The sequence below is a fragment of the Cohnella candidum genome, assembly GCF_003713065.1.
Classification (GTDB): Bacteria; Bacillota; Bacilli; order Paenibacillales; family Paenibacillaceae; genus Cohnella; species Cohnella candidum.
In genome coordinates this window covers 3,928,558-3,945,520 of record NZ_CP033433.1, presented here as the reverse complement: position 1 = coordinate 3,945,520, position 16,963 = coordinate 3,928,558, and the positions used below count along the sequence as shown (strand labels likewise).

The 16,963-nt window shown below is 58.5% G+C and carries 18 protein-coding genes; 16 read left to right on the top strand and 2 right to left on the bottom strand.

The window, feature by feature from the left end:
• Position 1 precedes the first annotated feature (1 nt).
• From EAV92_RS18015 to EAV92_RS18000, 4 genes are read left to right on the top strand one after another with little or no spacing between them, the layout of a single operon-like run.
• Positions 2-2,275, top strand: coding sequence for an ATP-dependent DNA helicase (locus EAV92_RS18015; protein WP_123042376.1), 2,274 nt, complete (start codon positions 2-4; stop codon positions 2,273-2,275).
• Positions 2,276-2,331: 56 nt separating this feature from the next.
• The gene (locus EAV92_RS18010) at positions 2,332-2,823 is read left to right on the top strand and encodes a hypothetical protein (RefSeq protein ID WP_123042375.1); all 492 of its coding nucleotides are present in this window, start codon (positions 2,332-2,334) and stop codon (positions 2,821-2,823) included.
• A complete protein-coding gene (locus EAV92_RS18005; RefSeq protein ID WP_164472835.1) occupies positions 2,801-3,292 on the top strand; it encodes a hypothetical protein in 492 nt (163 codons plus the stop codon). Before EAV92_RS18010 ends, EAV92_RS18005 begins: the two co-directional genes overlap by 23 nt.
• A gap of 42 nt (positions 3,293-3,334) precedes the next feature.
• On the top strand, positions 3,335-3,691 hold the full coding sequence (locus EAV92_RS18000; protein ID WP_123042373.1) for a DUF3243 domain-containing protein: 357 nt from the start codon (positions 3,335-3,337) through the stop codon (positions 3,689-3,691).
• Between the two features lie 127 nt (positions 3,692-3,818).
• On the opposite strand, the gene EAV92_RS17995 is transcribed toward EAV92_RS18000, so the two are convergent.
• Positions 3,819-4,022 carry a CsbD family protein gene (locus EAV92_RS17995; RefSeq protein WP_123042372.1) on the bottom strand — a complete coding sequence of 68 codons (204 nt, stop codon included), beginning with the start codon at positions 4,020-4,022 and terminating at the stop codon, positions 3,819-3,821.
• Positions 4,023-4,279: 257 nt separating this feature from the next.
• Here EAV92_RS17995 and EAV92_RS17990 point away from each other — a divergent pair, with 257 nt between their 5' ends.
• The 11 genes from EAV92_RS17990 to abc-f all read left to right on the top strand — a co-directional run bounded on the left by EAV92_RS17990 (position 4,280) and on the right by abc-f (position 16,148).
• Positions 4,280-5,179, top strand: coding sequence for a carbohydrate ABC transporter permease (locus tag EAV92_RS17990; protein WP_123042371.1), 900 nt, complete (start codon positions 4,280-4,282; stop codon positions 5,177-5,179).
• Positions 5,176-6,024: a carbohydrate ABC transporter permease gene (locus EAV92_RS17985; RefSeq protein ID WP_123042370.1), complete on the top strand. Its 849-nt coding sequence runs from the start codon at positions 5,176-5,178 to the stop codon at positions 6,022-6,024. The genes EAV92_RS17990 and EAV92_RS17985 overlap by 4 nt, the downstream gene beginning before the upstream one ends.
• A 38-nt stretch (positions 6,025-6,062) precedes the next feature.
• The gene (locus EAV92_RS17980) at positions 6,063-7,412 is read left to right on the top strand and encodes an ABC transporter substrate-binding protein (RefSeq protein WP_123042369.1); all 1,350 of its coding nucleotides are present in this window, start codon (positions 6,063-6,065) and stop codon (positions 7,410-7,412) included.
• 54 nt (positions 7,413-7,466) lie between these two features.
• On the top strand, positions 7,467-8,474 hold the full coding sequence (locus tag EAV92_RS17975; protein WP_123042368.1) for a LacI family DNA-binding transcriptional regulator: 1,008 nt from the start codon (positions 7,467-7,469) through the stop codon (positions 8,472-8,474).
• Positions 8,475-8,492: 18 nt separating this feature from the next.
• Positions 8,493-9,524, top strand: coding sequence for an N-acetylglucosamine kinase (locus EAV92_RS17970; RefSeq protein WP_123042367.1), 1,032 nt, complete (start codon positions 8,493-8,495; stop codon positions 9,522-9,524).
• Positions 9,521-10,822: a 6-phospho-beta-glucosidase gene (locus EAV92_RS17965; RefSeq protein ID WP_123042366.1), complete on the top strand. Its 1,302-nt coding sequence runs from the start codon at positions 9,521-9,523 to the stop codon at positions 10,820-10,822. The genes EAV92_RS17970 and EAV92_RS17965 overlap by 4 nt, the downstream gene beginning before the upstream one ends.
• A gap of 613 nt (positions 10,823-11,435) precedes the next feature.
• On the top strand, positions 11,436-12,536 hold the full coding sequence (locus tag EAV92_RS17960; protein WP_123042365.1) for a WD40/YVTN/BNR-like repeat-containing protein: 1,101 nt from the start codon (positions 11,436-11,438) through the stop codon (positions 12,534-12,536).
• Positions 12,537-12,542: 6 nt separating this feature from the next.
• On the top strand, positions 12,543-12,818 hold the full coding sequence (locus EAV92_RS17955) for a MoaD/ThiS family protein (protein ID WP_123042364.1): 276 nt from the start codon (positions 12,543-12,545) through the stop codon (positions 12,816-12,818).
• Between the two features lie 68 nt (positions 12,819-12,886).
• The gene (locus EAV92_RS17950; RefSeq protein WP_123042363.1) at positions 12,887-13,909 is read left to right on the top strand and encodes a ThiF family adenylyltransferase; all 1,023 of its coding nucleotides are present in this window, start codon (positions 12,887-12,889) and stop codon (positions 13,907-13,909) included.
• A 65-nt stretch (positions 13,910-13,974) separates the two neighbouring features.
• Positions 13,975-14,106, top strand: coding sequence for a hypothetical protein (locus EAV92_RS25065; RefSeq protein WP_277424209.1), 132 nt, complete (start codon positions 13,975-13,977; stop codon positions 14,104-14,106).
• A 119-nt stretch (positions 14,107-14,225) separates the two neighbouring features.
• Positions 14,226-16,148, top strand: a complete 1,923-nt coding sequence (abc-f, locus tag EAV92_RS17945; protein WP_123043797.1) for a ribosomal protection-like ABC-F family protein — start codon at positions 14,226-14,228, stop codon at positions 16,146-16,148.
• Between the two features lie 12 nt (positions 16,149-16,160).
• Here the strand turns inward: abc-f and EAV92_RS17940 are convergent, their stop codons facing one another.
• Positions 16,161-16,370: an H-type small acid-soluble spore protein gene (locus tag EAV92_RS17940; RefSeq protein WP_123042362.1), complete on the bottom strand. Its 210-nt coding sequence runs from the start codon at positions 16,368-16,370 to the stop codon at positions 16,161-16,163.
• 137 nt (positions 16,371-16,507) lie between these two features.
• Between EAV92_RS17940 and EAV92_RS24610 the strand changes: the two genes are divergently transcribed.
• Positions 16,508-16,936, top strand: a complete 429-nt coding sequence (locus tag EAV92_RS24610) for a hypothetical protein (RefSeq protein ID WP_164472834.1) — start codon at positions 16,508-16,510, stop codon at positions 16,934-16,936.
• The last annotated feature ends 27 nt before the right edge of the window (positions 16,937-16,963 follow it).

The window sequence follows — 16,963 nt, the reverse complement described above, 5'->3', positions numbered from 1 at the left end:
CATGCCGGATACGGTTCGGCTGTCGGTCCGCGCGTTGGTGGAATACGCGCACCGAAGCGGGGATATCGAGACCACGGGTTTTAGGACGGTTGGCTCGATGACGGAAGGTTCCAGGGTCCATCGAGAGGTGCAGCAGGGTTACGGGGAACAAGATTCGAAAGAAGTGTTTCTGTCATCGGAGATTCCGTATGGGGATCTCCTTTTCGTATTGGAAGGCCGTTGTGACGGCCTGAGAGTGGACGCGGAACGGATCGTGCTGGAAGAGATCAAGTCCACCGTGCTGGATCCGCGGCATATCGCGGAAAACCAATATCCCGTCCATTGGGCGCAAGCGGGTTGTTACGCCTATCTGTACGCTAAAGCAAACGGATTGCCCAAAATGCGCCTCCGGCTCGTCTACGTGCACGTGGACTCGGGGGAACGCATGGTTTACGAACGCGACGCTTCCTACAACGAACTCGAATGGGAAGTAAAAGCGTCGATCGAGGCGTATGTTCCTTACGCGCGCATGACGCTGGAGCAAACGCGTCTTCGGGACGAGAGCATCGCCGGTCTGTCCTTTCCGTTTCCCGCTTATCGGCAAGGCCAACGCAAGCTGGCGGGGGCCGTCTACAAGACGATCGAAGAAGGCGTCGGGCTTTTCGCCCAAGCGCCTACGGGCATCGGCAAGACGGTATCGGTGTTGTTTCCCGCGATAAAGGCGGTCGGGCAAGGGCTGATCCGCCGTTTCTTCTACCTGACCGCCAAAACGACGACCCGCGCGGCGGCGGAGGACACCCTCTCGCTGCTTCGCGATCAAGGCCTTCATCTGCAGACGGTCACGCTGACCGCGAAGGAGAAGGTTTGTTTTCAGGAGGAAGTGCGGTGCAGCAAAGAGTCGTGCCCTTTCGCGGACGGCTACTATGACCGCATTAACGGCGCGATCCTCGACATGCTCGGGAACGAGACGCTGATGACGCGGCCGGTCATCGAGGAATACGCCCGGAAGCACCGGGTTTGCCCGTTCGAATTTTCCCTGGATGCCGCCTACGCGGCAGATGCACTTATCTGCGATTATAACTACGTCTTCGATCCCCGCGTGTCGCTCAAGCGGCTGACCGGCGAAGGGAAGAAGCAGGCCGCGCTGCTCGTGGACGAAGCCCATAACCTGGTCGACCGCGCACGGGAAATGTTCTCGGCTGAGCTCGTAAAGTCCGATTTCCTCGCGCTCCAACGGGAGTACAAATCGGCTTATCCCGGCGTTCATCTGGCGGCTAAAGCGATCAACGGCCATTTTATCGCGTTGCGGAAAGATAGCGGCGACCGCCATCGGATTTGGAAGGAAACCCCGGCTGCGCTGCTCGAGCTGGCCGAAGACTTCGTCCGGGAAGCGGAGCTGGCGCTGCAGCAATCGGAAACCGCTCCGCAGCCGCTTCTCGACGCTTATTTCGCGGCTCAGGCATTCGTCCGGGTGGGCGGCATGTATGACGAGAGGTATGCGACATACGCCGACGTCACCAAGCAGGATGTCCGGCTGAAGCTTCTCTGCCTGGATCCCTCGGAGCTGCTTCGCCAGACGGGCAAAGGGTACCGTTCCCGCGTCCATTTCTCCGCGACGCTGACGCCGGCCGCCTATTTTATGGACATGCTGGGCGCGGAACCGGACGATTACGGGCTGTCCGTTCCTTCCCCGTTCTCCCCGGAGCAGTGGGACGTATCGATCGTGCCGCTCTCGACCCGCTACGCGGACCGCGAACGATCCATCGGGCCGCTGGTCCGGCTGCTGAAGGAACTGCCGTCCACACGTCCCGGCAAATACTTCTTTTTCTTCCCGTCCTACGACTACATGAACGCCGTTTATGAAGCTTTCGAAGCGGACGGCCCGCCTTTCCGCACGCTCGTGCAGCAGTCGCTCATGACGGAAGAGGAGCGGGAACGTTTCCTATCGGCCTTTGATGAGGCCAATCCGGAAACGCTGGCCGGGTTCGCGGTGCTCGGCGGGGTATTCTCCGAAGGAATCGACATGGCGGGGGACCGGCTGAACGGCGTCGTCGTGGTCGGCGTAGGCCTTCCCCAGCTGGGGCCGGAGCGGGAAGCGCTGAAGCGCCATTTTGACGAGTCGGGAAAAAACGGCTTTGACTACGCCTACGTGTATCCCGGCATCAACAAAGTGCTGCAGGCGGGAGGAAGGCTCATCCGCACGGAAACGGACCAGGGTGTGCTCGTCCTGGTCGACGATCGTTATCGGCAAGCGCGGTACCAAAGGCTGCTGCCGGACGAGTGGAAAACCGACTAAACGGGCATATTGATTACCATCATCTCCTTTCATTGGATGGAGAGGGGGCTCTACCCGTGCTCATGGTCGTCGTGTTGTCCGCCGCCATCCTGCTGGTCACCGCGTTCTGCCTCAAACGCAAGAGGCTCCACCTTTTCGAAATCGTCGCCATATGGCTGGCCGTGATCGTCGTCAATGCGCCGGCCTATTCGTATTTTCTGATCAACCAGGGGTGGATCGAAGTGCCGGAGAACCGGGAGTTCGCCTTGGTGCGGATCGTCTACACGATGGTATTGAACTCGCTTTTCTTCGCTTGGGTGCTGGATTGGGCGCTCGTCCGGCTGCGGCCGCTCGCCAGGATACCGGTCTACCTGGCGATGCTGGCCGTCCTGCTCGGGGGAGGCTGGTTTTTGGACCGATGGGGGATTATCCGGTTTAAACCGGCCGGTTGGCTGTTTTACATTCCGCTTAAGGCGATCGTGTTGCTCGCGGCCTTATGTTCGGTAAGTCTCGTCCGCTATCTCATGCGGAAAGATGGTGTGCGAATTGATACGGTTACCCGGAATTAATGCTTGGTTCGTGCTGGCTTCCCTGGCTGTCGGTTACTTCATGGTCTACCGGCTGCCTCCCCGCCTGCCGAAGAGCGTCGCCGCACTGGTGATGCTATGGAGCGTAGCGACGCCTTTATGCATGGACCATTCGATCGGCAGCCCGCCGATCGATGTCTACGATACGAACATCAATCCGGCTTTGACGTTTACGGATTTTCTCACCTGGTGCATGTATCCCATTTTCGGGTATGTTTTCATTTATTTATACGACCTGTGGAAGATCGGGGGCTTGGGCATTCCCCTCTATGTGCTGGCGTGGGCTATTCTGGGGGCATGCTTCGAAAAGCTGTCCGTCGTGTTTCGCGTTTTCCAATACAAAGATTGGTCCACCTATGATTCTTTCTTGATCTACGTCATCGTCCAGTTGCTGACCGTCGTTTTCTTCCGGATTTTGATGAAAGTGTTCAAACGGGCCGGTAAGGTGTAATAGATTAGCGATACCCACTTTACCCCCGAAGGAGGACTTCAAATGTCGGAATTCAACCATGTGGTGCAAAAAGACGGCGAAGTGAATACAGGCCGGGTGGACGACGCGATCATGAACATGGACGAGGGGCAGAAGGAACGGATTTTGAGCGATTTTGAAACGTTCAAAAGCTACCTTCATAAACGGATCGATATGGCCGGGAACATCGGGCTCGGCGAAGAGCAGCTGGCGAAAATCGCCCAGCGCGTCGGCGACTATTTGGCGGAGCATGAGCAGCCGCGCAACAGCGAGGAGAAGCTTCTTCAGGAGCTGTGGAAGGTCGGCCAGCCGGAAGAACGCCATGCGCTGTCGCACATGCTCGTCCGGATGGCGCAGTCCTCGAATACGTCGACGCAATAAGCAGGCACGAATGAAGCGGGAGCCGGGTGGCTCCCGCTTTTTGCCGTTTCCGCGGCGTGTTTCCGCCGGAATCATAAAAGAGGCCGGCCCGGCGGGCACGGCCTCTCATCCTTGTCGCGGCGTCTTATCAATCGCCGGGATGCTTCCGATGGTCGTCGATCTCTCGGTCTACGCGGTTCCGCAGATGGCCGTAGTCTTCCTGGACTTTTCCCACAAGCTTCGTTCCTTCGCCTTCCCACGTATCCAGTTCATCCTTGGTCAGCTTGCCCCACTGCTTCTTCGACTCGCCCTTGAACTGCTTCCATTTGCCTTTGGGCACGTTGTGGTTCATCATAACTCTCCTTTGCAGATTGAGGTTATCAGTCTTTACCCGGATAAGCCCTTCGCCAATCGGAGGTTAAAATTTTCTCTTGAAAGACGGATGCGCTTCCAATTATAATAATGAAAGTTAAAGTGCTTTAACTTTGTGGTTGGGGTTTGGACCTTCCAAAAGCAAAACAAAGTTGGAGCACTATTTTAGGCTTTAAAGTTAAAGCGATTAAACTTCCGTGGTAAATTTGTCGTCATTTGAGGGAAAGGGGAGGCTGCATGGCGAGAGTACGGAAAGAAGGGCGGCGAGAGGCGAAGTATTTTTATTTGTTCGCGTCGCCGTGGCTTGTCGGGTTCCTCGTGTTCGCTTTATTTCCGGTCGCCGCGTCGTTCTACTACAGCCTGACGGACTATGACATCATCCACGCGCCCGTCTATGTCGGGCTGGGCAACTACCGGGAACTGTTCCAGGACGAACAGTTTTGGAAGTCCATCCGCGTCACGCTTCAGTACACGTTCGTCAGCGTCCCCCTGACCCTGGTCTTGTCCTTGGTCTTCGCTTTGCTGATCAATCGGAAGGTGCCTTTTCGCGGGTTTTTCCGGACGGCGATGTACTTCCCGAGCATGGTTTCGGGGGTCGGGATGTCCCTTCTCTGGTTTTGGGTGTTCAATCCGCAGGCGGGGCTGTTCAACTACTTCCTGTCCTGGTTCGGCGTGGAGCCGATCCATTGGTTTCTGGACGAGAAATACGCGATGTGGGCGCTCGTCATCATGTCGTTCTGGGGCATGGGCGGAGGCATGCTGATCTTCCTGGCGGGCCTGCAAGGAGTGCCCGCGCACCTTCACGAGGCGGCCAAGCTCGACGGGGCCGGCAGATGGCGGTCGTTCTGGAGCGTGACGTTCCCGATGATCTCGCCCGTTTTCCTGTTCCAGTTGATCATCGGCGTCATCGATTCCTTCCAGGTGTTCACGCAAGCTTACACGATCACGCAGGGCGGTCCCAATTACTCCACCTGGTTCTATGTCTACAACATTTACATTAACGCTTTCAAAAATTTCCGTTACGGCTACGCTTCCGCCATGTCCTGGCTGCTCCTGGTCGCCGTCTTGGCCATTACGTATCTGATCCTGAAGCTGTCGAACCGCTACGTGTACTACGAAGGGGGGCAAAGCCGATGAACAGGGCCGAGATCAAGCAGCTTCCTTCCCGGCTGCTCCTTTTCCTGATTCTGCTCGCCGTGACCGCCGCCATGCTCGCTCCGCTCGTCTTCATGCTGTCGACGGCGCTCAAGACGACCAAGGAAATGCTCGTATACCCGCCGCGGTGGATTCCCGAAGTTTTCGCCTGGAGCAATTTCCGGGAACTGTTCGCGAACAGCGACATCAAGTTCGGCCAGCAATACGCGAACAGCTTGATCGTCGCGGTATTCTCGGTGGTCGGCACCGTGATCTCTTCATCGCTCGTAGCCTTCGGTTTCGCCCGTTACCGGGCTAAAGGGAGCGGCTTTCTCTTCATGCTCGTGCTCAGTACCCTCATGCTTCCGTATCCCGCGATCATGATTCCGCAATTCCTGCTTTTCACCAAGCTGGGGCTGCACGATTCGCTGCTGCCTCTCATCCTGCCTTCCTTTTTCGGGTCGGCGTACATGATTTTCCTGCTCCGCCAGTTCTTCACGACTCTTCCCGGTGAACTGTACGACGCCGGGAGGATCGACGGCTGCAGCGAGTTCCGCCTGTACTGGAACCTGACGCTGCCGTTGGCGGGGCCCGCCCTGGCGACCGTTTCGATCTTCTCCTTCATCTGGAGCTGGAACGACCTGCTCTCCCCGGTGCTGTATCTGGATTCGCAGGAGAACTTCACGCTTCCGATCGGGATGGCCGCCATGCTGTCCTCGAAATTCCGGATCGCGCCTTGGAATCTGCTGATGGCCGCCTCGCTGCTGTCGACCTTGCCGATCGTGGTCATTTTCGCGCTTGCGCAGCGGAGGTTCGTGCAGGGAATCGTCCTTACCGGCATCAAGTGAATTCACATACGCCAAATCCATATCGATGGGGGTAGACCATGATTAAGAAAACGAAAGGCAGCAAAACGGCCGTCATTCTGGCTTCCGTGCTTCTCGTCTTCACATTGGCGGCAACGGCATGCGGAGGCGGCAGCGGCGGCAAAGGCGACACCGTGACGATCACGCACTACACGATCGATTCTCCCGACCGCACGTTCGTGGAAAAGCTGATCCCCGATTTTGAAGCGAAACATCCGAACATCAAGGTCAAGGTGACCAAAGCGCCTTACGAGCAATTCGACTCGAAGCTCCAGTCTTCCATCGCGGCGCACAATGCGCCGGACGTCACGTCCCACTGGGGCTACGGCGGGTTCATGGAGTATTACAACAAAGGCATGCTGGCGGACATGACTCCGCTCATGGACGGCTTCAAGGCTTCGGACTACAACATCCCCGAAGACGTCATGAACATCTACAAGGTGGACGGCAAAACGTACGGCATCCCGCTCAACAGCTACGTAACGGTGATGCTGTACAACAAGGATTTGTTCGACAAAGCGGGTCTTCCTTATCCGCCGACCGATTACGAGGACAAGAGCTGGACATTCGACAAAATGGTGGAGTACGCCAAGAAAATGACGGTAGATTCCACGGACATCTCCAAAGCGCAGTATGGGGTCGACTTCGGATGGGGCGAGCGCGACCAGCGGCCGCAATACTTCGGAGCTGATGTCTACTCCGAAGATACCTGGACGAACGGAGGCAAGCCGTCCCAGGTCAATCTGACCAAGCCGGAAGTGGTTGCCGCGTATGAGAAGATTTACGGCCTCATCTACGATCAGAAGGTGTCTCCGACGCCGGCGTTCTCCAAATCGGTCTCCGGCCAGTTCGGCGATCCGTTCCTTTCCGGCAAAATCGCCATGTCTGTCGTCGGCTCGTGGAGTCTCGCGGCTTCGAGCAACTTCAATTTCAAAGTCGGCGTCGCCGCGGTGCCGCAAGGTCCGAATCCCAAGGTCAGAAGCGTGCTCTACGTCGATCCGCTGTTCATTTTGAAAGACTCCAAACATCCCAAGGAAGCGTTCGAGTGGATCAAATACCTGCTGACGACGGACGTGCAGGAGAAGTCGATCGAGCTGTCCGGCGGCAACCCGCCCGTCAACCAGAAAGCGGCCGACAAGTACTATAGCAATTTCGAGGGCATCGATCCGGAGCAGATCAAGCAAGTGTTCGAAGGAGCTTACAAATACGGCTTCGAGTCCTACAACCACCTGATTTCCAACTATTCGCAGATCAACGAGCTGTTCATCAACGAGCTGGCCGGCGTGGAGAACGGCGACAAAAAGGCGTCCGAAGCGCTTCCGGGCATCCAGGAGAAATTGCAGAAATTGCTGGAGCGCGTGAACAAGTAGGTTGTGGTAGGATAAGGGTGATAGACTGGCGTAGTTACGGGAGCGAATGGATCCATGAAGGTCAGCATTTTCGACGTCGCCAGGAAATCGGGGCTGTCCGTCGTCACGGTTTCCCGCGTACTCAACAATTCGTCGTCGGTCCGGCCGAAAAACCGCGATAAAGTGCTGCAGGCGATGAAAGAGCTGGATTACCAGCCGAACGCCGCCGCGCGCAGCCTCGCGAAAGGGAAGACCGGCATCATCGGCCTCACGCTGACGACGCTGCAGGACTCGTTCCTGGATGCCGTAGTGAAGGAAATTAACGACCGGCTGGCCGAGCATGGCTATTTCCTCGCGCTCGCGATCTCGTCCGGAGACGACGATTCGTTCAGGCGTTCCTTGTTCCAGGAGGACCGCGTCGACGGCGTCATCCTGCTGTCGCCCTTGCGCGAAGACGAGTACGTCATGGAGTTGAAGAAGAAGAGAATTCCGTTCGTCATGCTGGACAATCAGCATCAGACATCCTCGGCGCCGTCCGTCATCGTGGACAATTTCAAAGGCGGGTACGAAGCGACCCGCCATCTGATCGAGCTCGGGCACCGCAAAATCGTCCACATCCGCGGGCCGGAACCGTTCCTCTCCAGCAAGGAGCGGGAACGGGGTTACCGGGCCGCGATGGCGGAGGCGGGCCTGCCGGCGCTGAACGTCGAGCATGCAACGTTCGACGTCTCGTCGGGCTACCGGATCGCGCGCGGCTGGATCGAGAAGGGCACGCTGCCGACGGCGGTGTTCGCGGCGGACGATTACGTGGCGCTCGGGGTGATGGACGCGCTGAAGAACGAAGGCATCCGCATCCCCGGGGACGTATCCGTCGTGGGCTTCGACGACCAGATTTTGTCGTCGGAATTCCGCCCGATGCTGACCACCGTCCGCCAGCCGGCGGACAAAATGGCGAAAAGCGGCGTCGATCTATTGCTGAGAAGCATGGCCGGAACGGCGTCCAAACGCAATGCCACCGTGCTGTTGGAGCCGGAATTGATCGTGCGGGAATCGACCGCGCCGCCGTTGAAGGATAAGACATAAGCTTAGGAGTGAGCCGTTTTGAAATATTACATGGGCGTCGACGGGGGCGGCAGCAAGACGTACACCTTGATCGTCGACGAGCAGGGCCGGGTGGTCGGCAAGGGCAAAAGCGGCAACGGCAACCACCAGGGCGGCGCCGAGCAAGCGAGGCGTCATATCCGGGAATCCGCGGAAATGGCGTTGGCGCAGGCTGGGCTTACCCGGGAGCAAATCGAATTTGCGTACTTCGGTTTGGCGGGAGCGGACCGGGAAGCGGATTACCGGATTTTGCGGCCGATGATCGCGGAACTCGGATTCGCGCGCCATGAAATCAATTGCGACACGATGATCGCCATGCGGGCGGGCACGGACCGTCCTTACGGGGTGGTGCTTATCTGCGGTTCCGGGACGAACAGCGCGGGAAGAAACCGGGAAGGCGGCTTTTACCAATGCGGCGGCTTCTCTTACCTGTTCGGGGATTTCGGCGGCGGAGCGACGCTGTGCGTCGAATTGTTCCGGTCGGTCATCCGTGCTTGGGACGGACGTGAAAATCCGACCCTGCTGACCGATAAATTGCTGCGGTTCCTAGGGTATGCGTCCGTGCAGGATATGTTCGACGATTACCTCGACCACAACCGGTTCCCGCCGATCGATACCGTTAAGCTTCTGTTCGAAGCGGCCGAGGAGGGCGATGAAACCGCCCGGAGGATCTTGCGCGTACAGGGCGAGGAGCTCGGCCGGGCTGCGGTTGCGGTCGTTCGGCGGCTCGGCATGGAGAACGACGGCTTCGACGTCGTGCTCGCCGGAAGCATTCTCGCGAAAGGCAAAGGGGACTTCGTCCATGCGCCGATCCGCGAGGCCTTGAAGGCAGCGGCGCCGGATGCCTCCCTCGTGAGGTTGAGCGTGGAGCCTGTCGTCGGCGCGGTCTGGATGGCGTTTGAGGCCTCGGGCGGTTCGTTGCCTTCGGAAGTTTATGAAAACCTGAAAGGCGTGGCCGAGTTCGAGGCTGTTGCTGTGCTTCGGCCGGAAAACGGAGAAGGAACAGAAGGAAAGGGAGGCGTATCCAAGTGAAACAAGGGTTGAAAATCGCAGTCATCGGAGGAGGCTCCTCCTATACGCCCGAAATCGTGGAAGGTTTTATTAAGCGCTACGAGCAGCTGCCGGTTCGGGAGCTGTGGCTCGTCGACATCGAGGAGGGCCGGCACAAGCTGGAAATCGTCGGCGAGTTGGCGAAGCGGATGGTGGCGAAGTCGGGGCTGCCGATCGACGTCCATCTGACGCTGGACCGGCGGCGCGCGATCGAGGGCGCGGATTTCGTCACGACGCAGCTGCGCGTCGGATTGCTCGAAGCGAGGAAGTGGGACGAGCATATTCCGAATCTGCACGGCGTCATCGGCCAGGAAACGACCGGGCCGGGAGGCATGATGAAGGCGCTGCGCACCATTCCGGTCCTGCTCGGCATCTGCCGAGACATTGAAGAGCTGAGCCCGAACGCTTGGCTGCTGAACTTCACCAACCCGGCAGGGATGGTCACCGAAGCGATCCATCGCTACTCTAAGGTGAAAAGCATCGGCTTGTGCAACGCGCCGATCGGCATGTACAAGTGGCTGAGCGGCAAATACGATACGCCGATCGACCGGATTTACGCCGAGTTCGTCGGGATCAACCATCTGCACTGGGTGACGCGGATCGAAGTCGCCGGCGAAGACAAGCTGCCGGAGCTGCTGGACCGGCGCGAAGAGTTTACCGGCAAAAACGTGCCCGCCACCGAGTGGGATCCGGACTTCCTCCGCACGCTGGGCGGCTTGCCGAGCTATTATTTGAAATATTACTACATGACGCCGGAAATGCTGGCCGAGCAGCTCGAGTCGTTACGGGCGAACGGGACGAGAGCCGAGGTCGTCAAACGGGTCGAAGACGAGCTGTTCGAGCTGTACAAGGATCCGAATCTGCAGGAGAAGCCGAAGCAGCTCGAGAAACGCGGCGGCGCCTACTATTCGGAAGCGGCCGTCAACCTGATGGACTCGCTGTATAACGATCGTCGCGACATCCAGACCTTGAACGTCACCAACGGAAAGATTCTCGACTTCCTGCCGGAGGACGCGTGCATCGAGGTCAACTGCGTCGTGACCGGCCAGGGGCCGATCCCGCTGCCGGTCACGAAGGTGCCGGAGCAAGTCAAAGGTTTGATCCACGCGGTGAAAACCTACGAGCGCCTCGCGATCGAAGCCGCCGTCACCGGCGACCGCGGCATTGCGCTGCAAGCGCTGGCGCACCATCCGCTCGTTCCGTCCGTCAGCGTCGCCAAAACGCTGCTGAACGAGATGCTCGAGAAGAACAAACCGTATTTGCCGGCCTTCTTCTCTTAACGCTATTGTGTTGAAGCGGCCCCGCTCGCCGGGGCCGCTTTTTCGTTTGCTCGTAGTGCCGCCGGATGCGCGGAAATAGTGTCCCACGTCCACTAAATTGCCCGCTCTCCCATCGAAGCGCCGAAATAGTGTCCCACGTCCACTAATTTCGTGCACCTTATTTGCTGCTCCGAAATAGCGCGGCACTCGCGCTAATCGGCACGCTCCCCCGCCAATCCGCCGAAATAGCGCGGCACCCGCGCTAATCGGCCCGCTCTTCCGCTAATCCATCGAAATAGCGCGGCACCCGCGCTAATCGGCCCGCTCTTCCGCTAATCCATCGAAATAGCGCGCCACCCGCGCTAATCTGCTCGCTCTCCCGCCAATCCACCAAAATAGCGCGCCACCCGCGCTAAATGGCGCGTTCCCCCGCCAATCCGCCGAAATAGCGCGTCACACGCGCTAATCTACTCGCTCATCTGCCACCGAATCTGATACATCCTCACCGAACTCGCTTAAATACCTAATATCCCGCCTTCCCATAGGCAGGATTTCACCTGTCTGCCAACGAATTTCCAACGGTAGAGAAAACGCATCCCGGAACCGTCACCAACCACGGGAGGTTTAAACCAAAATGGCAAAACGAATGGTCTTGCTCGTCGGCACGAACAAAGGCGTATTCATGTACACAGCAGATGCGAACCGCAAAGAATGGAGCCTCAAAGGGCCCTTCCTGCCGGGCTGGGAAGTCTACAGCGTGCTCGGGGACAGCCGTCACGGCAACCGGATTTACGCCGGCACTTCCCATGCCGCTTACGGGGCGACGATCCGCGTGTCCGACGACTTCGGCGAGAGCTGGACGCAAGTCGAACACGGCCCCTCTTACTCGAAGGAGTCCGGTTTCAGCCTGAACCGGATTTGGCAGATCGCCCCCGGTCACCCCTCGGAGCCGGACACCGTATTCGCCGGCGTCGAGGAAGCGGGGATCTTCGTCAGCCGCGACCGCGGCGCGACTTGGCGCGAGCTGGACGTCCTGACGAAGCACCCCTCCCGGCCGGGTTGGTTTCCCGGAGCCGGAGGCATGTGCCTCCACACGATCCTGATCGACCCCCGGAATCCGAAACGGATGTGGGTCGGCATCTCGGCAGTCGGCGTGTTCCGCACGGACGACGGCGGCGAAACGTGGACGCCGCGCAACCAAGGCCTCGCCCGCGTGCCGACCGGTCAACCGCAGGAAGACGTGGGATTCTGCGTGCATAAAATCGTGCTGGATCCGTTCAATCCCGACATCATGTACATGCAAGAGCACGGCGGCGTGTTCCAGTCGAACGACGGCGGCGATAACTGGTTCACGATAGAGGAAGGCGTCACGCTGCGGGAAGGCGACATGCCGTTCGGTTTCCCGATCGTCGTGGCGCCGAACGGAGACCTGTTCCTCGTCCCGCTGGAGAGCAGCGAACAACGTGCGGTTGCCGAAGGCAAATTGCTGGTGTACGGCAGGCACAAAGGCGACACGAGCTGGGCGCCTGTCGGGGACGCGATGCCGGACGAGCCCCGCCACGTCAGCGTGCTTCGCGACGCCATGACGATCGACGCGTTCGATCCCTACGGCCTCTATTTCGGGACGACTTCCGGCGAAGTGTTTTGCTCGCTCGACCGCGGCCGCACTTGGGACCGGCTGCCGGGCCAGCTGTCGCGCATCCTATGCGTCAAACCATGGGTTGTGGAGGATTGATCGAGTATGCAGCTTGAAGTCAGCGTACCGCTGCTGATCAGCGATTGCACCAAGGGCAAGACGCGGTTTCCGCTGGAAGCCGGCACGCTTGCGGAGGCGCTCCGCACGCTTGTCGAAACTTACCCTTTGCTGAAGGTGCATCTATATAACGAACAGGGCGAAGTGCGCGAGCACGTGCTGCTCTATTATAATGACGATAATATCGCTTGGCTGGACGACCTCGACATCCCGATCCGGCCCGGCGACAAGCTGCGGGTGCTTCAGGCGGTATCCGGGGGTTAAGCGAGCGATCCATCAGGACCGCAACGTCCCGAAACCGCCGCCCCGCGCAGGAAAGGAAGCTGACCATCATGCCGATCACGCCGGAACAAAGATACTCCAGGCAAATGCTGTTCAAACCGATCGGACCGGAAGGGCAACGCAAAATATCCTCCTCCCGCGTGCTGGTCGTCGGCATGGGCGCGCTCGGAACGGTGCTTGCGAGCCACATGGTTCGCGCAGGCGTCGGCACCCTTCGCATGGCTGACCGCGACTACGTAGAGCCGAGTAACCTGCAGCGCCAAATGCTCTACGACGAGGAAGACGTCGCCCAATCGCTGCCCAAAGCGGTCGCGGCCGGGCGAAAACTCTCCCGCATCAATTCGGAGGTCGTGCTCGAGACGATCGTCTCGGACGTCACGCCGCTGAACATCGAAAAACTGATGGACGGAATCGACCTCGTGTTGGACGGAACGGACAATTTTCAAACGCGGCTGCTCCTCAACGATGCCTGCTTCAAGCGAGGCATCCCGCTGGTATACGGCGGAGCCGTGAGCGCGCAGGGCATGACCGCGATGCTGGTCCCCGGTGAGACCTGCTGCCTGCGATGCCTGATCGGTTCCGGTGACGGAGGCGGGGGGCAAACCTGCGATACGGTCGGCGTGATCGCGCCCATCGTGGATATCATCGCATCATTCCAAGCGATCGAAGCGCTAAAATACATGGTGGGGAATACCGACGCCCGGCGCGGGGGGCTGCTGTCTCTCGAGGTGTGGCACTACCACTCGATGAACCTGAAGCTGCCCGGGCCGAAAGCCGGCTGTCCGACCTGCGGCACGAAGGAATATCCTGCGTTAACAGCCGACGCAGTGGAAGCGTCCACGCTGTGCGGCCGTGAAACGGTGCAAATCCAAGGTCCGCGGCCGTTCGATCTGGAGCAATGGGAGCAGCGTTTGTCTCCGTCCTGCACCATCACGCGCAATCCTTTCCTGTTGCGTGCTGAACTGCCCGAAGGAGAACGGCTCGTGCTCTTCCCCGACGGCCGGGTGCTCGTTCAGGGTACGGAGAATCCGTCCAGAGCCAGAAGCCTCTACGATCGCTATATCGGGTCCTGACGATTGCCAGGTTCCAACAATTTATGGTATGCTCTATCCAATTGACTGGAAGGAGGTGGGGCAGGATGAATCGCGAATGCGAGAATAACCAACTGAGCCGGGAGCCGATACAGGCCGCTGGCATCGTGCATGAATGGACGGTAGACGGGAGAAGTCTGTCCATTTTTGCCCATACGGTTATTCCCATCGCGAAATGATTCCTGTCTCGACCTCTACGGATACGTGAAGGCGAAGGCGCGGGATGTTTCCCGCGTCTTTTTCGTTTTCCGCAGACATTCGGCGTCGGCCGGGAGGGAATCCACTTAGGAGGAACTCTATCATGATCGTAAGCTGCCAAAACGTTAAAAAATACCACGGCGCCCAACTGGTGCTGGAACAAGTCACTTTCGAAATCCCCGAAGGGGGACGAGTCGGCCTGATCGGCCGCAATGGATGCGGCAAAACGACGCTGCTCCGCTTGATCGCAGGAGAAGAAAGGCCGGACGAAGGGGAGCTGGCCATCCGCAAAGACACTCGCATCGGTTATTTGAAGCAGATCCCGGAAGCGGAAGAGCATCTCGCCGTTTATGATATTCTGGCCCGGGGCTACAGGGAAGTGCTTCAGCTGAAGGAGCGGATGGGGGAGCTGGAGCAAGCGATGTCGGACCCCGCTCTTGCCGGTGACCCCGATCGGCTCACGGAGCTGCTGAGGCAGTACGCTTCTGCCCAGGAACGGTTCGAGCACGGAGGCGGATACGAGATGGAAGCCCGCATCGCGCAGGTCGCGGCGGGGCTGCGGATCGACGCCGGACAATTCGAACGCGGATACGGCTCCCTGTCGGGCGGCGAGAAAACGAAAGTCGCGCTCGCCTCCCTGCTGATCGAACGCCCGACGCTGCTGCTGCTTGACGAGCCGACCAACCATTTGGACCTGCGCGGCGTCGAATGGCTCGAAGATTACCTGCGGGATTACGGCGGCACCTGCGTCATCGTCTCCCACGACCGCTACTTTTTGGATAAAGTCGTCACCCGGATCGTCGAAATCGAAGACGGTGAAGCATCGCTTTATTTGACCTCCTATTCGGAATACGTCAAGGAGAAGGAAGAACGGCTGCTGCGGCAGTTTGCCCAGTATCAGGAACAGCAGAAGCAAATCGCTAAAATGAAGGAAACGATCAAGCAACTGGAAACGTGGGGCCGAATCGGGGGGAACGAGAAGTTTTTCCGGAGGGCGGCTTCCATGCGCAAAGCGCTGGATCGGATGGAGAAAATCAAACGCCCGGTCCTGGATCCCAAAACGGCGGATTTCGCGGCGGGCGCGGCCGACCGTTCCGGTACGGACGTCATCGCCTTCGAGCGCTTAACGAAGTCCTTCGGGTCCCGAACCATTCTAGACCGCATCGACGGGAGCCTGCGTTACGGAGACAAGACGGCGATCGTCGGGGACAACGGCGCCGGTAAAAGCACGCTGTTCAAGCTGCTCCTGGGGGAGATTTCGCCGGACGGCGGCGAAGTCAGGCTGGGCGCGAGGGTCGAAATCGGCTATCTGGGACAGGAAGAGAAACCGGGGGGAAAAACCAGCATCCTGGCCTTCTTCAAGGAAGAGGCGCAATTGGAAGAAGGAGAGGCGAGGCGGCTGCTGGCCAAGCAGCTGTTCTACGGGCCGGACGTGTTCAAATCGTTGTCCTCGATTTCCGGCGGAGAGTGGACCCGGCTTCGCCTTGCGCTGCTCATGCACCGGAAGCCGAATCTGCTCTTGCTGGACGAGCCGACCAACCATCTCGACATCGTATCCCGCGAGGCGTTGGAAGAGGCTTTGGATGAATTCCCGGGCACCGTGCTTGTCGTATCTCACGACCGCTATTTCATGAACCGGATCGCCGGGCGGATCTGGGAAGTCCGGAACGGCGGCCTGACGAGCTTCCTGGGCCACTATGACGATTACCGGGAGCAACGCGCGCGGCTTGGCGTTGCCGATGATCTATCCGCGACGCGCGTCATCGCTTCCGTTCCGGCCGCAACTTCCGCCGGGGGAGCCGATGCCAAACGCGCGAAAGCCCCCGCCGCGAAGACGGAGGCTGCTCGGGATCTGGAGTCGGCGATCTCCGCAACGGAGGCCGAATTAGGCCGGCTGGACGCAGAACTGGAAATTGCGGGAACGACCTCCGATGCCGCTGAATTGGCGAAAGCCTGGGAGAGCCGTGAGAAACTGCAGGAACGATTGGACCGTTTGTACGAAGAATGGATGGCGGGGCAATAAACGCCCGTCTCTTCAGACGAACGGAAGATCCGTTTCCGTCGTGAATTCCTCCGACAACGCGTCGAGTGGGACGGTTTGCTCCTCTTCCGGAAGTTCACGCTGAAAGATTCTGGCGGTCCCTTCCTCCACGTTGACGTGCTGGATGTAGACGGGCACGCCGTAGTAAGAGACATCGATCATTTCCGGGGATTCCGCGATTTCTTGCGCTCTTTGAGCGTTCATCAGTCATCACCTCTCGCACAGTATTTACCCGGTTATCCACCGTTATCCACGCCGGAAAGGCAAAAAAAAGGCCCTTTCGACTTCCCGAGGGAAGAGAAAGGGCTTAAACGGAATTGGGTATTAGCCGGGGATTACCAATGAAGCTTCCGGTGCTTGTTGTGGTGCTTGCGGTGTTTTTTCGCATGTTCGACTTTGACGATACGGTGTTTTCTGACGCGGATTTTTTTAACGTCGAACACGTCGACATTGAACTTTTTGACGTTGACTTTTTTGATGTTGAACTTTTTGACTTTGACTTTTTTGATGTTGAATTTTTTGACTTTAACCCTTTCGATGTTAAAGGTTTTCACCTTTTTCGAACGGATGTTTTTGACGCAGTGCTTTTTGCCTCCGAACCACATGCTGCTTCACCCCCTTCCTCGAACAAGGATGTCGGGAAGCGGCCTTGCCTTTCCTTTGCCGCATGTTATCGTATGGACTTGGGGGTCGAGCCGTACAGGCGGATGAACAGGGTCAATTGCGCCGTTTTTCCTTTTTACATGAAAGGCGGACGTGCTTTAAAATAAAACAGTTAGGAGAACGCCCCATAAGGA

Bases quoted from the DNA above. Each gene is read 5' to 3' on its own strand.
- EAV92_RS18015 (WP_123042376.1), top strand. From the start codon at position 2: ATGCCGGATACGGTTCGGCTGTCGGTCCGCGCGTTGGTGGAATACGCG.
- EAV92_RS18000 (WP_123042373.1), top strand. From the start codon at position 3,335: ATGTCGGAATTCAACCATGTGGTGCAAAAAGACGGCGAAGTGAATACA.
- EAV92_RS17995 (WP_123042372.1), bottom strand. From the start codon at position 4,022: ATGAACCACAACGTGCCCAAAGGCAAATGGAAGCAGTTCAAGGGCGAG.
- EAV92_RS17990 (WP_123042371.1), top strand. From the start codon at position 4,280: ATGGCGAGAGTACGGAAAGAAGGGCGGCGAGAGGCGAAGTATTTTTAT.
- EAV92_RS17985 (WP_123042370.1), top strand. From the start codon at position 5,176: ATGAACAGGGCCGAGATCAAGCAGCTTCCTTCCCGGCTGCTCCTTTTC.
- EAV92_RS17980 (WP_123042369.1), top strand. From the start codon at position 6,063: ATGATTAAGAAAACGAAAGGCAGCAAAACGGCCGTCATTCTGGCTTCC.
- EAV92_RS17975 (WP_123042368.1), top strand. From the start codon at position 7,467: ATGAAGGTCAGCATTTTCGACGTCGCCAGGAAATCGGGGCTGTCCGTC.
- EAV92_RS17960 (WP_123042365.1), top strand. From the start codon at position 11,436: ATGGCAAAACGAATGGTCTTGCTCGTCGGCACGAACAAAGGCGTATTC.
- EAV92_RS17955 (WP_123042364.1), top strand. From the start codon at position 12,543: ATGCAGCTTGAAGTCAGCGTACCGCTGCTGATCAGCGATTGCACCAAG.
- EAV92_RS17950 (WP_123042363.1), top strand. From the start codon at position 12,887: ATGCCGATCACGCCGGAACAAAGATACTCCAGGCAAATGCTGTTCAAA.
- EAV92_RS25065 (WP_277424209.1), top strand. From the start codon at position 13,975: ATGAATCGCGAATGCGAGAATAACCAACTGAGCCGGGAGCCGATACAG.
- EAV92_RS17940 (WP_123042362.1), bottom strand. From the start codon at position 16,370: ATGAACGCTCAAAGAGCGCAAGAAATCGCGGAATCCCCGGAAATGATC.
- EAV92_RS24610 (WP_164472834.1), top strand. From the start codon at position 16,508: ATGAAGCTTCCGGTGCTTGTTGTGGTGCTTGCGGTGTTTTTTCGCATG.